This window comes from Acinetobacter sp. ANC 3781 (genome assembly GCF_004331285.1).
In the GTDB taxonomy this organism is placed as follows: domain Bacteria; phylum Pseudomonadota; class Gammaproteobacteria; order Pseudomonadales; family Moraxellaceae; genus Acinetobacter.
The window spans coordinates 67,505-84,657 of sequence record NZ_SJOH01000004.1; the positions used below are offsets into that span (position 1 = coordinate 67,505).

At 39.9% G+C, this 17,153-nt stretch carries 18 protein-coding genes and 1 pseudogene; 7 read left to right on the forward strand and 12 right to left on the reverse strand.

Annotation, left to right across the window (positions count from 1 at the left end; translation table 11 throughout):
- Nucleotides 1-69 precede the first annotated feature (69 nt).
- Nucleotides 70-1,527 (forward strand): sensor domain-containing diguanylate cyclase, encoded by a 1,458-nt coding sequence (locus tag E0H89_RS04305; protein WP_131214785.1) that lies wholly within the window; start codon nucleotides 70-72, stop codon nucleotides 1,525-1,527.
- 70 nt (nucleotides 1,528-1,597) lie between these two features.
- Here E0H89_RS04305 and E0H89_RS04310 read toward each other — a convergent pair whose 3' ends face one another.
- Nucleotides 1,598-1,777 carry a hypothetical protein gene (locus E0H89_RS04310; RefSeq protein WP_131214787.1) on the reverse strand — a complete coding sequence of 60 codons (180 nt, stop codon included), beginning with the start codon at nucleotides 1,775-1,777 and terminating at the stop codon, nucleotides 1,598-1,600.
- A gap of 417 nt (nucleotides 1,778-2,194) precedes the next feature.
- Here E0H89_RS04310 and E0H89_RS04315 point away from each other — a divergent pair, with 417 nt between their 5' ends.
- The 5 genes and pseudogenes from E0H89_RS04315 to E0H89_RS04330 all read left to right on the forward strand — a co-directional run bounded on the left by E0H89_RS04315 (nucleotide 2,195) and on the right by E0H89_RS04330 (nucleotide 6,283).
- Entirely contained in the window at nucleotides 2,195-3,277 is a 1,083-nt protein-coding gene (locus E0H89_RS04315) for an OmpW/AlkL family protein (protein ID WP_131214789.1), read from the forward strand.
- 157 nt (nucleotides 3,278-3,434) lie between these two features.
- Entirely contained in the window at nucleotides 3,435-4,649 is a 1,215-nt protein-coding gene (locus tag E0H89_RS04320; protein WP_131214791.1) for an MFS transporter, read from the forward strand.
- Nucleotides 4,642-4,776: a hypothetical protein gene (locus E0H89_RS16830; protein WP_284702737.1), complete on the forward strand. Its 135-nt coding sequence runs from the start codon at nucleotides 4,642-4,644 to the stop codon at nucleotides 4,774-4,776. Before E0H89_RS04320 ends, E0H89_RS16830 begins: the two co-directional genes overlap by 8 nt.
- A 7-nt stretch (nucleotides 4,777-4,783) precedes the next feature.
- Nucleotides 4,784-5,043, forward strand: a pseudogene (locus tag E0H89_RS16680) (TauD/TfdA family dioxygenase); the annotation flags it as partial.
- A gap of 538 nt (nucleotides 5,044-5,581) precedes the next feature.
- Entirely contained in the window at nucleotides 5,582-6,283 is a 702-nt protein-coding gene (locus tag E0H89_RS04330) for a DUF1003 domain-containing protein (protein WP_131214793.1), read from the forward strand.
- Between the two features lie 218 nt (nucleotides 6,284-6,501).
- Here E0H89_RS04330 and sthA read toward each other — a convergent pair whose 3' ends face one another.
- Complete coding sequence (sthA, locus tag E0H89_RS04335) at nucleotides 6,502-7,917, reverse strand: Si-specific NAD(P)(+) transhydrogenase (protein WP_131214795.1); 1,416 nt, start codon at nucleotides 7,915-7,917, stop codon at nucleotides 6,502-6,504.
- Nucleotides 7,918-8,123: 206 nt separating this feature from the next.
- Between sthA and lipA the strand changes: the two genes are divergently transcribed.
- Entirely contained in the window at nucleotides 8,124-9,137 is a 1,014-nt protein-coding gene (lipA, locus tag E0H89_RS04340) for a lipoyl synthase (RefSeq protein WP_131214797.1), read from the forward strand.
- A gap of 151 nt (nucleotides 9,138-9,288) precedes the next feature.
- Here lipA and E0H89_RS04345 read toward each other — a convergent pair whose 3' ends face one another.
- The 10 genes from E0H89_RS04345 to E0H89_RS04390 form a co-directional block, all read right to left on the reverse strand.
- Nucleotides 9,289-9,942 (reverse strand): MiaE family protein, encoded by a 654-nt coding sequence (locus E0H89_RS04345; protein ID WP_131214798.1) that lies wholly within the window; start codon nucleotides 9,940-9,942, stop codon nucleotides 9,289-9,291.
- Between the two features lie 12 nt (nucleotides 9,943-9,954).
- A complete protein-coding gene (pdxJ, locus tag E0H89_RS04350) occupies nucleotides 9,955-10,680 on the reverse strand; it encodes a pyridoxine 5'-phosphate synthase (RefSeq protein WP_131214800.1) in 726 nt (241 codons plus the stop codon).
- 26 nt (nucleotides 10,681-10,706) lie between these two features.
- Entirely contained in the window at nucleotides 10,707-11,417 is a 711-nt protein-coding gene (gene recO / locus E0H89_RS04355) for a DNA repair protein RecO (protein WP_131214802.1), read from the reverse strand.
- 12 nt (nucleotides 11,418-11,429) lie between these two features.
- Complete coding sequence (locus E0H89_RS04360; RefSeq protein WP_131214804.1) at nucleotides 11,430-11,621, reverse strand: NF038104 family lipoprotein; 192 nt, start codon at nucleotides 11,619-11,621, stop codon at nucleotides 11,430-11,432.
- 36 nt (nucleotides 11,622-11,657) lie between these two features.
- Nucleotides 11,658-12,686 carry a GTPase Era gene (era, locus tag E0H89_RS04365; RefSeq protein WP_131214806.1) on the reverse strand — a complete coding sequence of 343 codons (1,029 nt, stop codon included), beginning with the start codon at nucleotides 12,684-12,686 and terminating at the stop codon, nucleotides 11,658-11,660.
- Nucleotides 12,687-12,691: 5 nt separating this feature from the next.
- Entirely contained in the window at nucleotides 12,692-13,384 is a 693-nt protein-coding gene (rnc, locus tag E0H89_RS04370; protein WP_131214808.1) for a ribonuclease III, read from the reverse strand.
- A complete protein-coding gene (locus tag E0H89_RS04375; RefSeq protein ID WP_131214810.1) occupies nucleotides 13,356-13,730 on the reverse strand; it encodes a DUF4845 domain-containing protein in 375 nt (124 codons plus the stop codon). Before E0H89_RS04375 ends, rnc begins: the two co-directional genes overlap by 29 nt.
- 20 nt (nucleotides 13,731-13,750) lie before the next feature.
- Entirely contained in the window at nucleotides 13,751-14,578 is an 828-nt protein-coding gene (lepB, locus tag E0H89_RS04380) for a signal peptidase I (protein ID WP_131214811.1), read from the reverse strand.
- 21 nt (nucleotides 14,579-14,599) lie between these two features.
- On the reverse strand, nucleotides 14,600-16,417 hold the full coding sequence (gene lepA / locus E0H89_RS04385; protein WP_131214813.1) for a translation elongation factor 4: 1,818 nt from the start codon (nucleotides 16,415-16,417) through the stop codon (nucleotides 14,600-14,602).
- 252 nt (nucleotides 16,418-16,669) lie between these two features.
- Nucleotides 16,670-17,131, reverse strand: coding sequence for an acyl-CoA thioesterase (locus E0H89_RS04390; RefSeq protein ID WP_131214815.1), 462 nt, complete (start codon nucleotides 17,129-17,131; stop codon nucleotides 16,670-16,672).
- Nucleotides 17,132-17,153: the final 22 nt, after the last annotated feature.

Genomic DNA, 17,153 nt, shown 5'->3' on the forward strand with positions numbered 1-17,153 from the left:
TATTTTAAAATCATTTTCTTACCCTTATACTGCATTATTAAATTTAAATAAAAATGTCGAGCTTCTGGAATGGAAATGTTGGATTCTCCCTTTTTTGAACTGTCCCCCATTGCCATGTGGCTAGAAGACTTTAGTGAAGTCAAAAAGCAATTTGATCTCTGGCGCAGTCAGGGAGTGGAAGATTTGTTAGGTTTTCTACAGCAAGATGAATCACGTATTCTGGAATGTGCAAGAAAAATAAAATTATTAAAAGTAAATTCTAAAACTCTTGAACTGTATCAAGCCAAAGACTTTGAACATTTGTATCAAAATCTTGATTTAATTTTTAAAGAAGATATGAGCAAGACCCATATTAAGGAACTGCTTGCCTTATGGAATGGCGAAACCCATTTTTCCAATTCTGCAGTGAACTACACCCTGACTGGAGAGCGTCTGGATATTCAGCTTAAAGGTATTGTCCTTCCGCAGCATGAACATGATTTATCGTTACTATTAATTACCACTGAAAACATTACATCTTATATTGAAGCCTGCCGTCTTGAAGAAAAAAGCCGCCATCTTGCCGAAGCCCGTTTTACTTATTCACCCACTTCACTTTGGGTGGAAGATTTCAGCCGGATCAAAATTAAATTAGATCAATTACGGGATTTAGGCATTGAAGACTTCAGTACTTTTTTGGATGTTCATGGTGATTTCATCAATGACTGCATCAAAGATATTGTAATGATTGATGTCAATCAGGCAACATTAGAATTATTTGGTGCCCCAACTAAAGAAGTTTTGTTTAAAAACCTGCATAAAGTTTTTGCTCAGGAAATGATTCAAACCTTTCGAGAGCAATTAATTGAGCTGTGGAATGGCAATATTCATCATCAACGTGAAGCGGTGAATTATGCCCTCGACGGCAGCATCCGTCATGTACTGCTGCAATTTACCGTATTCCCCGATTACCTGGATAATTGGGGCATGGTTCAGGTTGCCCTCACCGATATCACTGCACGTAAAAAAGCGGAAAAATATCTTGAATATTTAGGTAAACATGATGTCTTAACCAAACTCTATAACCGTTCTTTTTATACAACTGAAATAAACCGCTTACAGCGTAATAGACAACGTCCTGTATCCTGTATTTTTATGGATATGAATAGTTTAAAAGCAATAAATGATAGTTTAGGGCATGATGCGGGCGATAGTGTATTGCAGCGTATAGGCAACGTATTAAATCAATTGGTTCAACAAACCCCTTATTCTGCATGTCGGATTGGTGGCGATGAATTTGTGGTACTTTTACCCGGTGCCGATGAGGCAGCACTACAGAATTGCTTGCAAAGCTTAGAAGAACTTTTATTGGTAGATAATCAATTTTACTCCAGCCAACCCATTCTCTTGTCTATTGGCTCTGCCACCAACCAAGATGGAGAAAGTATGGAAGATATGCTAAAACGTGCTGACATGGCTATGTATCAGAACAAAAGAAATTATTATCTTACGAACAATAGAAGAAAACCAACGCTGAATAATATTTAATGGCTCAATTGAGTCACAAAATTCAAATAAAAAAGCCAAGGTAAAAACCATGGCTTTTTTATTTGAAAGCTTAGCGCTTTCCCATCGAGCGGCGTGTACCGCGAGGGGGCATCCAAGTACGATCAGCATAGCGCTGCGGACGTGGACGAAGCTCTTCTAACACTTCATCGGCATTTTGCACATTCTCTTGTTTAATCGGGAAAGGTAAATTGACCAATGGTTTTTTCTTGGGAGTATTTTGGGTGCTCATGTGATTCACTCAAGGATTTCTGAGACATATTGTACGGAAAAATGCCTTTAAGTGCGAGATCGGATTTTTTTAAATCATTCAATGCGCTGCTTTTCGAGAAGTCACACAAGCATTCACTGAGATTGATGAGTAAATTATTTAACAGTCATAAGAAAAACAACATACTCAAAATATTTTAAAAATAGATGAATATTGTCTTAATTATCTATTATTTAACTACAGTTAAAACTGAAAAATCCCACGAAATAACCTCTCGTATTAACAGATTACTTAGCTATCTTATTGAAACGGATAATCTAATTATTTACAGGAATACAACCAGACTTATATTTTTTAGTAACAATTAGATGATTTATCAACCATATAATCAAAACTAGAAAAAAACTTATAAACGTAAAATGGACATGGAGTCCCTGAATGAACAAGTCGTTACTTTGTATTGTGTCGTCCCTTGCTGCTATACCTGCAATAAGCTATGCCGATTCTCCCTATTTTAGTTTACAAGACGGAGATGGCTTTAAACGCTTTTCTGTTTCTGTCGGTGCGCTACATGTCATGCCGCAAGGTAAAGCCCAACCGTTCCAAATTAATACGGCCGTCAAAGATGGTGAAGTTTCCAAAAATGGCGATATCCAAGTCGATACTGTATTAAATAATCTCAACCCCAATGTTGACCAAAAGGGTCTTGCAGCAGCATTAAAAGTGCTGGGTTTTTTTACAGGTGGCGAGTTAGACAGTGGACTCAGTGGCTCTTCTAAAATTAATGGTTTAGAGAGTTGGGAAGCCCAAGGAACGGGACTTGAAGCAGATGATGTCACTACACTGGGTATCATGACCAACTACTTCTTTACCGATAACATTTCTTTTGAAATGAAAGCCGGTATACCTCCCAAAGTAGACTTACAGGGTAAAGGCAAAATTTATGCACCTTTCTCTGCTGTAGCCACACCACAAATTGGTAATTTACCTTTAGAATTCCTCAATATTGATCTACAAAACGATATTTTTATTACTGATTTGGAAGCTCATGGCGCTGCCGCGACAGCACGTGCCTGGACGCCAGCTTTTGAACTCCAATATCACTTTGGGAAAACGGGCGTGAATAAATTCCGCCCTTATGTCGGTTTAGGGGTTATGTACGCTTATTTTAATGAACTGGAAATTAACCCACGCACCGAACAGGACTTAATTGCCGCTGGTCATATGATTGCCAATATTAAAGAAGGTAATTCAGGTGCTTCTCTAGAGGGCAAACTAAGTAAAGCCAATCCTCAAGTGGATCTGGAAGCAACCGATACGATTGCGCCTATCGCCACACTTGGTTTTACCTATGATTTTAATGACAAGTGGTTTGCGGTCGGCTCGGTATCCTATGCACATATGAAAAATGAGACCACAATTACCGTGACAGATGCGACCCACGGTGAACTAATCCGCTCTAAAGCCGATATTGAAATTAACCCGATATTGGCTTATGCGGGTGTGGGTATCCGCTTCTAAATCTTTCATTAAAAAAATGACGGCTTTATGTCGTCTTTTTTTGATTTCATAAATTTTTCTATAACTTAAATTTATCTTTTGTTTAAATTTTATTTAATCGCTTAGCATTGCAGAATCTAATAACATAGCGGTATCGCAATCGCAACATGAATGAATTATGTCAGATACACGTTTTTCCAAACCTCTCATTTACATGTTAATTGGAAGTGCACTAATTCTGGCATTATCCCTAGGCGTGCGCCATGCCTTTGGTTTATATCTGGTTCCCATGAGTCATGAGTTTGGCTGGGGACATAATGTCTTTAGTCTTGCCATTGCAATGCAGAATTTAATCTGGGGTGCGGTACAACCCATCACCGGCGCTTTTGCAGATAAATATGGCAGTAAAATTGTAGTTGCTGTGGGCGGAGCTTTATACAGCTTGGGCTTATTGCTCATGGCAGTTAGCTCTACCAGCTTAATGCTAAATTTAAGCGTGGGTTTAATCTTAGGTTTAGCCCTATCTGCAACCTCTTTCCCCATCTTACTTTCTGCTGTGGGACGTGCTGCACATCCTGAAAAGCGTAGCCTTGCGATGGGAATTGCCAGTGCAGTAGGCTCTTTTGGGCAATTTATTATGTTGCCATCAACCTTACTGCTTTTACAAAACATTGGTTGGTCAGCAGCTTTGGTGGTCAGTGCAATTTTCATTGCCCTGATTATTCCCTTGGCATGGATGTTAAAAGCACCGATGTATGTCGCTTCTAACGCATCTGCTCTGGCAAACAAACCCGCTCTAAGCTTTAAACAGATATTAGTCCTTGCTAAAAACCACATCCCCTTTTTGTTCTTGGCCCTAGGCTTTTTTGTTTGCGGTTTTCAGGTGGTGTTTATCGGCATTCATTTACCCGGTTATCTAATTGATCATGGTTTTAATGCCACCACCGGTACTATTTTTCTGGCTTTGATCGGTTTATTTAATATTGTTGGAACCTATAGTGCAGGCTGGCTGGGTGGAAGATACTCCAAGCCTCGATTACTCATGGGTTTATACGGTTTACGTGGGATCGCGATTATTGCCTTCTTAGTACTACCTTTAAGCACATGGACAATCTATGGCTTTGGTGTGATTATGGGATTACTCTGGTTATCGACCGTGCCGCTAACCAACGGTATTGTGGCGAATATGTTCGGAGTGAAATACCTTTCCATGCTCAGTGGTCTGGTATTCTTTACCCATCAAGTCGGTTCATTTTTTGGCGGATGGCTCGGTGGTGTCAATCATGACATGACCGGCAACTACAATATGGTCTGGACGTTTTCGATCGTGCTGAGTCTAGTGGGTGTGCTGGTACATTTCTTTGTCAATGAGGAGGCCGTAATTCATGACTGATTCTTTACGTGGTTTAAAAATCCTGATTGGCCTAGCAGTGCTAGGTTTACTCAGTCTGGCCATTTTGTTGTGGTTTAAAACTCCTCAAATGTTTGAATATTTCAATCAGGCATTCTGTCCACATTAACGTTTAAAAAAGTAGCCCCAAAGTACTTTGGCTGAATACGCGCAGTAAAGTTGAACTGGTGAATTATGATGATCAAGCCGAGAGTGAATTAATCCTTTATTAAATAAACATATCTTGAAAGCTGACTTTCGCTATGAACATCAATGGCAATAAGGAGATATTGTATTCTAGGGCAATCGGATCACACTACCTTCATGACGCCTTTTCCCTTCCAATCAACCTTGCTTACTCAAACGCATCAGTCTTGCAGGAGATCGTCCTTTCTAAAAATAATGTAAATAAAAACAATAAAAAATCAGTTTTTAAAATCTTGAAATGACAATAACTGAGATTCGAGATGTTCAAAATTTTTATTCTGTACGTTTAACCTTATAAATTATTCAATTCAATATTTCAGCAGACTTCACCTTCCAGCTTACTGCCCTTGGCCGGTTGCCATATGCATCTATATTGTAGTTTTAAAACTGTAAAAATTATTCATGATAGGGATGTCAGAGCATCGCAATTCCAAAGGTAAGCATAATAAAAATAAAATGTAATCCATGACTGCCGGCAAAGGCATTTTATATAAAGAACATCATCCTAAAGACTTCCCCCACCCGAGATGTACTGGATATGGTTCAGCTTTAAGTGAATTTATCCATTACCGTAAAATGACAAAAGTACACGCTGAGACACTTACTGAATCCAATATTTGCTGTATAGAAAATTAATAATATAGACAGTGAAAAAATCCAAACGCGGTTAAAATACAGTCAAGAATATCTATCTAATAATTTCGGCATTATTATAAAAGAGAGCAATCATGAATGAAAAAAATGAATGTTATAAATGTATGGTTTGTGGAAAACATTTTCCGTTAAAAAGTCTCATCCCGATGGGTACAGTACGTAAAGTCATTACCGAAGAGATTTCACAGGATTTTCCAGAATGGTCACCTCATAGTTATATTTGTCAGGCAGATTTAACCAAGTATCGAATACAGTATGTTCACTCATTATTAAAGTCCGAAAGAGGTGAAGTAACTGATCTTGAGTATGAAGTGATTAACAGTATGCGACAGCAGGAACTGATCACACAAAATGTTGAAACCAAGCTAGATCAAAACTGGTCTTTTGGCGAAAAACTGGCAGATAAAATTGCGTCTTTTGGCGGAAGCTGGTCTTTTTTGATTTGTTTTGCTATTTTTTTAGCCATTTGGATTATTATGAATACCGTAGTTATGGTTTCACGTCCTGCCGATCCTTATCCTTTTATCCTGTTAAATTTAATCCTGTCCTGCATAGCAGCTATTCAGGCACCAGTGATTATGATGAGCCAAAATAGACAGGAAGCAAAAGACAGATTGCGTTCACAAAATGATTATCAAATTAACTTAAAAGCCGAACTTGAAATTCAACATTTACATGAAAAATTAGATCATCTGTTAATGCATCAGTGGGATAGACTGGCTCAAATACAAGAGATACAGCTCGATTTATTATCTGAGATGAGCAAAAAGCATTAAGAGTTTATGCCTATTGTCATTTAACATCCAACAAACTGGGTTCAATTAATTTTCCAGTGGGTTAGTGCAAACCATAAAATTGAGTAGAAATGATTAACAGAGTGGATAAGTTCTGATTCAGTAGGTTCATTTTATAATTATCAAAATTTTGCTTGATATTTTCTATAAAAAACCCGCAAGCTCACTTACGGGTTTTCAATCTTGGGATTAAGTCCGGCTTAGAACAAACGGTTCATACCATTTAATGTTGCTACACGGTAGGCTTCCGCCATGGTCGGATAGTTAAATGTCGTTTCAACAAAATATTTAATCGTGTTGTTACCACTGTTCATGACTGCCTGACCAATGTGAATAATTTCCGAAGCATTATTACCAAAGCAATGCACCCCTAAAACTTCCAGAGTGTCACGGTGGAATAGAATCTTCAATTCGCCTACAGTGTCTCCCGTAATTTGCGCACGTGCCAAATGACGGAAAGATGCCTGACCCACTTCATAAGGAATCTTTTCTTCAGTCAATTGTTGTTCTGTCTTACCAATTGATGAAATTTCCGGAATGGTATAAATACCTGTCGGAATATCCTTTACCGGTTTAACATTTTCTTCACCGCTCATGTTTGAACCAGCGCAACGACCTTGGTCATAAGCAGCAGAAGCAAGCGATGGCCAACCAATCACATCCCCGGCAGCGTAGATATTTTCCACTTCTGTCTGGTACTGATCATTCACCGTTAATTGGCCACGGCTGTTTGGTTTAATCCCTACATTTTCAAGACCTAAGCCATCGGTATTACCCGAACGGCCGTTACACCATAAAATGGCATCGGCTTTAATTTTCTTACCACTTTGCAAATGCATGACCACGTGATCATCGAAAGTTTCAAGATGATCCAATTGTTCATTGTGACGAATCAATACACCCTGCTCACGTAAACGGTAAGACAGCGCATCAGAAATTTCATCATCCAAGTAGCTGAGTAATTTATGCTGTGTATTGATCAAATCAACTTTATGGTCCAGACCAATAAAAATCGATGCATATTCACAGCCAATAACACCGGCACCATAAATGATGATTTTTTGGATTGAGAAATCCAGCTCCAAAATTTTGTCTGAATCAAATACGCGTGGATGATTAAAATCAAGCGCCGCTGGGCGGTATGGACGCGAACCTGTCGCAATCACCAGCTGTTGAAAAATAATGGTTTCTTTAATCCCATCATCACTGAAAATCAGTGCGGTATTTTTATCTTGAATATATGCACGACCATGATAAATATCAATTTTATTGCGGTCATAAAAACGAGAGTGGGTTTCAACCTGTTGCTGAATCACTTTATGCGCATTACGCAATACCTGTTTCATGGTGAACTGTTTCCAGTCGCCCACTTTTTGGAACATCGGGTCACGCTGGTAACGTAAAATGCTCGATACCGTTTGACGTAATGCTTTACTTGGAATGGTTCCTACATGCGTACAGTTACCACCTAACTGCTCACGTATATCAACAATTGCAACACGCTTGCCAGATTTGGCAAGTTTCATTGCCGCGCCTTCACCCGCAGGGCCTGAACCGAGAACTACCGCATCGTACTTGACGAAAGTTCCACTAACGACCTCTTTCTTACGTGGCATTCAACGCTCCTATTTAATCCTAGTCTATCTTCGCTATATTATGACGTAATTGGTAGCAATTTGCTGTATTTACCTCACATATATTAAATGATGACTACATTTATTAAATGAATATGCTTTTTGCCCCATTTAGATTCAAGTCCGTTATAATAAAAGCGCTATCATGGCTAGTATCTCCCTCGTCAAAAACAGTGGAAAAGTTGAATATGTCTGAAAACCGTAAACCAGAACAGGGTGTCAAACTTCGTGGCGCAGAGAAGGTCGCTCGTATTCCTGTAAAAGTTATCCCTACGGTTGAAACGCCACGCAAACCGGATTGGATTCGTGTAAAAATGGCGGCTCCTGAAGAAGTTCAGCGCATTAAGACCACGTTACGCGCACAAAAACTACATACTGTTTGTGAAGAAGCTGCTTGTCCTAACCTGCCAGAATGTTTTGGTGGCGGTACAGCAACCTTTATGATCATGGGTGATATCTGTACTCGTCGTTGTCCATTCTGTGATGTTGCACATGGTCGTCCAAATGCACTTGATCCGGATGAACCCCGTCATATGGCAGAAACAATTTCCAATCTTGGTCTGAAATATGCCGTGATTACCTCTGTTGACCGTGATGACCTTCGCGATGGCGGTGCTCAGCACTTTGTCGATTGCATTAAAGAAGCACGTGAGTTAAGCCCGAAAACCTTACTTGAAATTCTGGTTCCAGATTTCCGTGGTCGTATGGATGTTGCATTACGCATTATGACGGAATGCCCGCCAGACGTATTCAACCACAACATTGAAACTGTGCCACGTTTATATAAAGCCATGCGTCCAGGTTCCGACTATCAGCATTCATTAGACCTGCTGAAAATGTTTAAAGAATACTGCCCTGACGTTCCAACCAAATGTGGTTTGATGGTCGGTCTGGGTGAAACTGAAGAAGAAGTATTGGCTCTACTTGATGATTTGCGTGCACATGATGTCGACTACATCACCATCGGTCAGTATTTACAGCCTTCTAAACAGCATGCACCGATTGACCGCTTCGTAACACCGGAAGAATTTGAACGCTATACCGCACATGGTCAAAAACTCGGTTTCAGAAATATCTGGGCTGCACCGATGGTTCGTTCAAGCTACTTTGCTGACCGTCAATATTATGGCGAACCGGTTCCAGCAGTACGTCGTAAAGCCGATCCTGCCAAGAAAATTGCGGTACAAACCATTGAAGCTTAATTGATTCTACATAAAAAATTAGTCTGATGTATTAATGCCAATCTTATCCATTTAGATTGGCATTTTTTTAAGATTGTAAAATGCCCAGATATAAAAAACCCCCTATTCAAATAGAGGATTTTTTAAAATATTATAGATAAAAAGCTATAGATTAAGCAGCTTTACTCGGTACACCACTATGAAAGCGGAATAAATCATCCGGACTTAAAATCAGATTCTTTTCAACTTCACGAAAGTGCGCAATACGCTGCTGAATATCTTCTTTAGGGTTTTTTAACTTTGAGGTTTGAGCGACATCCAAGGCCAAGGCCAAATAATCCTCAAAATGCCGTGATTCAGACTTCAGAAGATAGCGGTAATATTTACCCAAATCTTCATCTACAAGCGGTGCGAGCGCATAGAAACGTTCACAGGAACGTGCTTCTACAAAAGCACCAATAATCATAATGTCGATTAAAGCTTCAGGCTCATACGTCCTTACTTCTTTACGCAGGCCACCTGCATAACGACCGGCACTAATTGATTGCCACTCCTGTCCGCGCTTGGTCATCAGTTCAAGTACTTGTTCATAGTGCAACATTTCTTCACGCACCAACTGTGCCAATTTAATCTGCAAATCGGTAAAAAAGGTGTAGCGAAACATTAGGTTCATGGCTGTACCTGCTGCTTTTTTTTCACAATTGGCATGATCCTGCATGAGTAACTCGAGGTTATTCATTGCTTCATCCAACCATGCTTGAGGAGTTTCACATCCCAAAAAGCCCAAAACGGGCTTCATGAGATCATCATAGTTTATTGACGACATAATTCTGAAAACTTATCTTGCTGCTTTAATCACAGCTTTCATTTGTTGAACGGCTTGAGCTAAACCAATAAATACGGCATCGGCAATAATGGAGTGACCAATATTGAGTTCATGAATTTGCGGGATTTTTGCAATTGGCGTGACATTTTCAAGGTTTAAACCATGCCCTGCATTCACCAGTAAACCTTTAGATGCCGCATATTCTGCACCTTGAGCAATACGCTCAAGTTCGTGCTGTTGTGCTTCTGGTGTTTTTGCATCTGCGTAAGCACCGGTATGAATTTCAATAGTAGGCGCACCACAGGCAATTGCAGCATCAATTTGTGCAATATCGGCATCAATGAACAGAGATACTTCACAACCAATGGCTGTTAAGGCTTGGGTTGCAGCTTTGACCTCTTCAAAATATCCCAAAACATCCAGACCACCCTCAGTAGTCACTTCCTGGCGTTTTTCTGGAACAAAACAAATATGATGCGGCTTGATTTCTTTGGCAAATTCAACCATTTCTGGGGTTACCGCCATTTCCAGGTTCATATGTGTTTTCAACAACGGACGCATACGACGCACATCATCATCTTGAATATGGCGACGGTCTTCGCGCAAATGCAAAGTTATCCCTTCTGCGCCGGCTTGTTCACAAATCAATGCAGCATTGACTGGATCTGGATAAGTAGTTCCACGCGCCTGTCGCAATGTCGCCACATGGTCAATATTTACACCAAGCAAAGCAGCCATAACAATTTCCTAACCATGATTAAAAATTAAGATTTAGATTGAGTATTTTGAACCCACAATTGACGGCTTTTCAGCGGCCGGTCTCCCAACAGAGAAGTAATCATCTGCCGGTACAGTTGCGCCAACAATTGTAACTGCTCCGAGTTAAAATCCCTACCCTTTTCATAATCGAGCATCGACAGAATATGCTGTCCCAATAAAGTTGAGCGTGACTGTTGGGCTGTCGGAATAAAACCCTCATTGAGCTGAAATATATAGTGCTGGGCTTCTTGAATCTCATGCTGCTGGGCATCAATACTAAAATCGAGTGCATAACCAAGCTCTTCTAACAGGGCATGCTCAAACTGACGCAAAATTTGTCTGAGAAACAGATGAGGGTTTTCGTGCTGTGCCAATTGCTGTAGTTGTTGCAAGGTCAGATGATATTGCACAAAAGTCTGCGGCATTTCGACTTCAACTGGACACAAACGAAGAATAAGTTCATTCAAATAGAAACCAGAAAAGAAGGCATCGCCAAAGAAAAAAACCGGCTGATTGACAATTTCAAGTTTAGTGAAATTTTTAAGATCCGATTTTCCTGAAGCTTGCAAGCAAATCGGTTGATATTGCGGAGGTGGCGTTTGTCTCAATATCCCATCAACACGGCCATGCTCCTGCGTAAACAAATGCACGATATGACTGCGCTCACGGTATTTACGGTGATGGATTAAATAACCATGCAATTCTTCATTTCGCATGAATAATCAAATCTAGTCTTTTTTCTTTTTAGAGTTTGTTTCGTCATCATCCCCATCAGGAATGACGGCACCTACCACGGCTGCAGTGCCTTTAACCACGCCCTTGGTAGTTTTATAAGCGACTTTTACAGGGACAGTGACAAGTTTATGAATACAGCCTTGCAGGAATAAAACACATGCTATAACTGCCAATACTTTGATCATCACTATTCCCTATAAAAGAGTTACTTATCTATGTGCTTAGATATCGCTATAACCTAAACTTTTCAATGCGCGTTCGTCATCAGACCAACCGCCTTTTACTTTAACCCAAAGTGTCAACATGATCTTTTGTTCAAACATTTTTTCCATATCGGCACGCGCATCCATACCGATTTTTTTCAGCTTCGCACCTTTTTCACCAATTACAATGGCTTTCTGGCCTTGGCGATCAACAAAAATAGTCGCATCAATATAGGTACATGCTGGTTTTGGACGACCGGTTTTCTCATGAACAGTTGCATCTTCAGTCTTGAATGACTCAATCTGCACGGTTAAATCATACGGCAGTTCCTCACCTAACTGACGCATAATCTTTTCACGAATCACTTCAGAAGCAAGGAAACGCTCTGAACGGTCAGTAATTTGATCTAGCGCATATAAAGGTGGCTGGAACGGCAAGTAACGTTCAATTGTGTCACGTAAATGATCTAAATTCGCACCACGAAGTGCAGAAACCGGAACAATTTCGGCAAAATTCATTAATTTTGCGCGTTCTTGAATCAAGGGTAATGCATGGTTTTTATTTTCAAGTGTATCAATTTTATTGATGACCAGAATCACTGGCATTTCAGCATTCTTCAGTTTTTCCAAAACGAGCTCATCATTTTGAGTCCATTTATCAGCATCCAGAACAAACAATACCAAATTGACATCACGCAATGCTGAACTTGCTGCACGGTTCATCATTTTATTGATGGCACGGACTTCTTTTTTATGCATCCCTGGCGTATCAACAAATACGGCCTGAGATTTTTCACGCGTATCAATACCGACAATCTTGTGACGAGTCGTTTGCGGCTTACGTGAAGTAATGGAAAGTTTTTGACCTAAAATATGGTTCATTAACGTAGATTTACCCACGTTTGGACGTCCAACAATAGCTACAAATCCGCTTTTAAAATCTGCAGGGATAGTTGTGCCTTGTGAACTGAAAAATTCATTAACCAGGTCATTGCCGTTGCTTTGCGGCTCGTGATCAGCATCGATGTGATCAGAATGTGTAGTCATGCAGATTACTGCTCCAATTGTTTTAAAATATCTGCCGCTACTGCTTGCTCAGCAAAGCGACGACTGGATCCTTCACCGTACAATACAGGCAAACCCTCGATAATACATTCCACTTTGAAATGCTGATTCGGGGCATCGCCTTGAATATCTACAACATCGTAAACAGGGAGAGGCTTTTTACGGGCTTGTAAATATTCTTGTAAGCGTGATTTTGGATCTTTGAGTTGGTCTGTAGGCTCAATATGGTCTAAATATGGTACGTACCATTTCAGTACAATCTCTTGCAAGATTTTTAAATCATTGCAGTCGACATAAATTGCACCAATAATCGCTTCTACAGTATCAGCAAGAATAGATTCTCGATGATGTCCACCCGATTTCAACTCACCTGTGCTTAAGATTAAACACGGACCAAGTTTCAGATCGTTTGCAATTTTGCCTAACGCCTCTTGACGAACCAATGTGGCACGCATACGCGTTAAACGTCCTTCATTTTCATGCGGGTAGGCTTGATACAAATAATGGGCAATAATCATCCCTAATAACGAATCGCCTAAAAACTCCAGACGCTCGTAGTTAGATTTATGACTCACCGACCGGTGTGTCAGTGCAAGCCGCAATAATTCTGGCTGTTTAAACTGATAACCGATACGGCTGACCAAGTGCATATCACTTGGTTTGGACTGACCTTTGATCAAAACTTTTCTCGAACTTTAATACTAAATCTATATTGAGTAAGAATGGCTTTCTTATCTCATACTCTTTTTTCACTTGTAGTCCATCGATATTGACGACTTTTGCAACATCTTTAAACTTGATATCACGTATACCATTCATATCAAAACGCTGCCCCATCTGTTTTTCAAATTCAGAAGGTGCAATGTTTTTTGGACTACTTTTCATTAATTCCGTAATCTGATTATCGATCATTCGATCATCTACGTACGGCCCCCAAACTGCAATAACAATTTTTACTAAAAATGCAAAACCAATAATTGCAATCAAAATTGCAATATAAGATGCACCTTGTTGATTTTTACGCATTTTTTATTTTCCGTTCATGCTTAATCAATTTTACCGTTACGATTAAATGACGGCAATTTAAAACCAGGCTCTTTATGCATCCAGATATAGAATGCACGACCTGTTAAGTTTTCTTCCGGTACAAAACCCCAAAAACGACTGTCAGCACTTTGATCACGATTATCCCCCATCGCGAAGTAATGACCTTGTGGAACTTTGACTTCCCAATATAAACCATTTTCAGCCGAGTATTTGCCATTTTCAACATAATTAATAAATGGTGCTTGGCGTGCAACATTTACACCTTCAAGCTCACGCATTTTAAAGGTATGGTTGCCTAAAGTTTCTTTATGATAAATAGATGTTGGGGTATCTAAGATATCTTTTTCACGGCTAAATTCCACTGGAACTTTAGCGACTTTTTTCCCGTTAATGGATAACTGTCCGTGATCATAAACAATGTGATCGCCTGGCAAGCCCACCACACGCTTAATATAACTAATCGTTGGTTGCGGTGGATAACGGAATACAATCACATCACCACGTTCTGGCTCACCGACGTCAATCACTTTGGTATTTACGATAGGCAATCGCATTCCATAAGTAAACTTGTTGACCAGAATAAAATCGCCAGTTTCTAAAGTCGGCACCATCGAATCTGAAGGAATATTAAAAGGCTCATATAAAAATGAACGTAAAATCAAGACAACAGCCAAAACCGGCCAGAAATCATAAGCCCATGTAATAATGAAATTTTCATTACCCTTGCCTCGTGTTTGTCTTTGCTTCAAGACAAACTTATCCAACAACCACAACAAAAAGAAAATTAGCGTCGCTGGTACAAGGATTAAATTAAAATCAAAATCCATGGGCTTATATCCTCAATTTTATTATCTTTCTACTTTCAATACAGCCAGGAACGCTTCTTGCGGGATTTCAACACTGCCCACTTGTTTCATGCGTTTCTTACCTTCTTTTTGCTTCGATAACAGTTTCTTCTTACGTGAAACGTCACCGCCATAGCATTTTGCTAATACGTTTTTACGCATTGCTTTTACGGTTGAGCGCGCAATAATTTGTGCCCCAATCGCCGCTTGAATTGCAACATCAAACATCTGACGTGGAATCAGCTCTTTCATTTTTTCGACCAGCGCAATACCACGATGACGTGCATCATTACGATGAACAATCATCGCCAATGCATCAACTTTTTCACCGTTAATCAGTACATCTACTTTTACAAGTGATGAACTTTCAAAACGTACAAAGTTATAATCAAGCGAGGCAAAACCGCGTGAACATGATTTTAAACGGTCAAAGAAGTCCATCACCACTTCAGCCAATGGAATTTCAAAAGTCAGCGATACTTGCTTACCCAAGAATTTCATTTCCTTTTGCACACCACGGCGCTCAACACATAAAGTCATGACGTTACCCAAGTATTCTTGAGGAACCAGAATATGACATTCAGCAATCGGCTCACGTAAATCTTCAACCGTTGAACCATCAGGCATTTTCGATGGACTGTCGATGTAAATGGTTTCACCATTTTTCATTAACGATTCATAAATTACCGTTGGTGCAGAGCTGATCAGGTCTAAATCATATTCACGCTCTAAACGCTCTTGCACAATTTCCATGTGCAACATGCCTAAAAAGCCACAACGGAAACCAAAACCTAAGGCATCTGAACTTTCTGGTTCAAAAAACAATGCTGAATCATTAATTTGTAATTTATGTAGCGCTTCACGGAATGGTTCAAAATCGCTGGCATCAATCGGGAATAGGCCCGCATATACCTGCGGTTTAACTTTTTTGAAACCAGGTAAAATAGCAACATCTGGGGTCGTAGACAAAGTAATGGTATCGCCCACTGGCGCACCAAAAATATCTTTAATCCCGGCAATAACAAAGCCCACTTCACCCGCTTCTAACTCGCCTGTTTCAGTGTGTTTTGGATTAAAAATACCGACTGAGGTCACAATATGGGTCTGTCCGGTCGATTTGACCAGCATTTTATCGCCCTTACGGATACGGCCATGTCTGATACGAACCAGCGAGACCACGCCCAAATAATTATCGAACCAAGAATCGACAATCAAGGCTTGCAATGCTGCTTTACGATCGCCGACTGGTGGCGGAATCACATTCACTAAGGTTTCTAAAACGCCCTCAACACCTAGACCTGTTTTTGCAGAACATGTAGGTGCTTCTGTTGCCTCAATTCCGATAATATCTTCAATTTCTTGAATTACACGCTCAGGTTCAGCTTGAGGTAAATCAATCTTGTTTAAAATCGGAAGCACTTCAAGCCCTTGTTCAAGGGCGGTATAACAGTTGGCTACTGATTGAGCCTCTACACCTTGTGCAGCATCAACCACCAGCAAAGCACCTTCACAGGCAGCAAGAGAGCGAGAAACTTCGTATGAAAAATCCACATGTCCTGGGGTATCAATGAAATTCAATTGATATTCTTCACCATTGGGATGGGTATAATAAAGCGTTACCGAAGTCGCTTTAATTGTAATTCCACGTTCGCGCTCAATCTCCATAGAGTCAAGGACTTGCGCTTGCATTTCGCGAGCTTGTAGACCACCACAGGTTTGAATGAACCGATCTGCAAGCGTCGACTTACCATGATCGATATGTGCAATAATCGAAAAATTTCGTATATTATTGATATTAACTGACTTTTTAGCAACTGCCATAAACTACTCTAAATCAAAACACACAATCACATACTTGAATGAACAAAGTATTTATGACGTGCAAAAAGGATATTCCGAAGATGTTGCACAGTATAAGCAGTAGATAGTTAAAAATACAGAGAGCTTTTAAAAATAGTCAGTTTCTTCTACAAAACTTTGCTATAAATCTGACTTATCCCAGTATTGATATATGAATGTAATGACAGTAATTAACTCAGGTCTTTTAAGCTTTAGTGGATAGAAATAGATGGATCAATATTCACCCTTTGAATTAATATGAGTGAAATCCAGCGGATTAATATCAGCGGCTATCGGTTGATAGGCTTGAGTAAAAGTCGGTGACATGCGTTTTGGTCGACCTGTTGCGATTTCAATACACGCCCATTTGGTATTTCCCGTGAATAAAACACTTTGGTCTTGAGGACGATAGAAAACGTATTGACGGAAAGAATAGAGGGCATTGATATCATTCAACCAAGTACGCAAGATAATTTTTTCGCCTTCAAACGCCGCTTTTCGATATTGAACATGATGTTCAATTGCCACCATTGCATGCTTCAGCTCGAGATATTGCTTGAGTCCCAAACCTAAGGCTTCAATATGAGCAGTCGCCACTTCCTGTATCCACTGCATATACACCACATTATTCACATGCCCCAAACTGTCAATATGATCTGCTTGAACGGTCATTTCTAAATCAAAAACTGTGCTCATCTATTCTTTAAATCCTTACTCG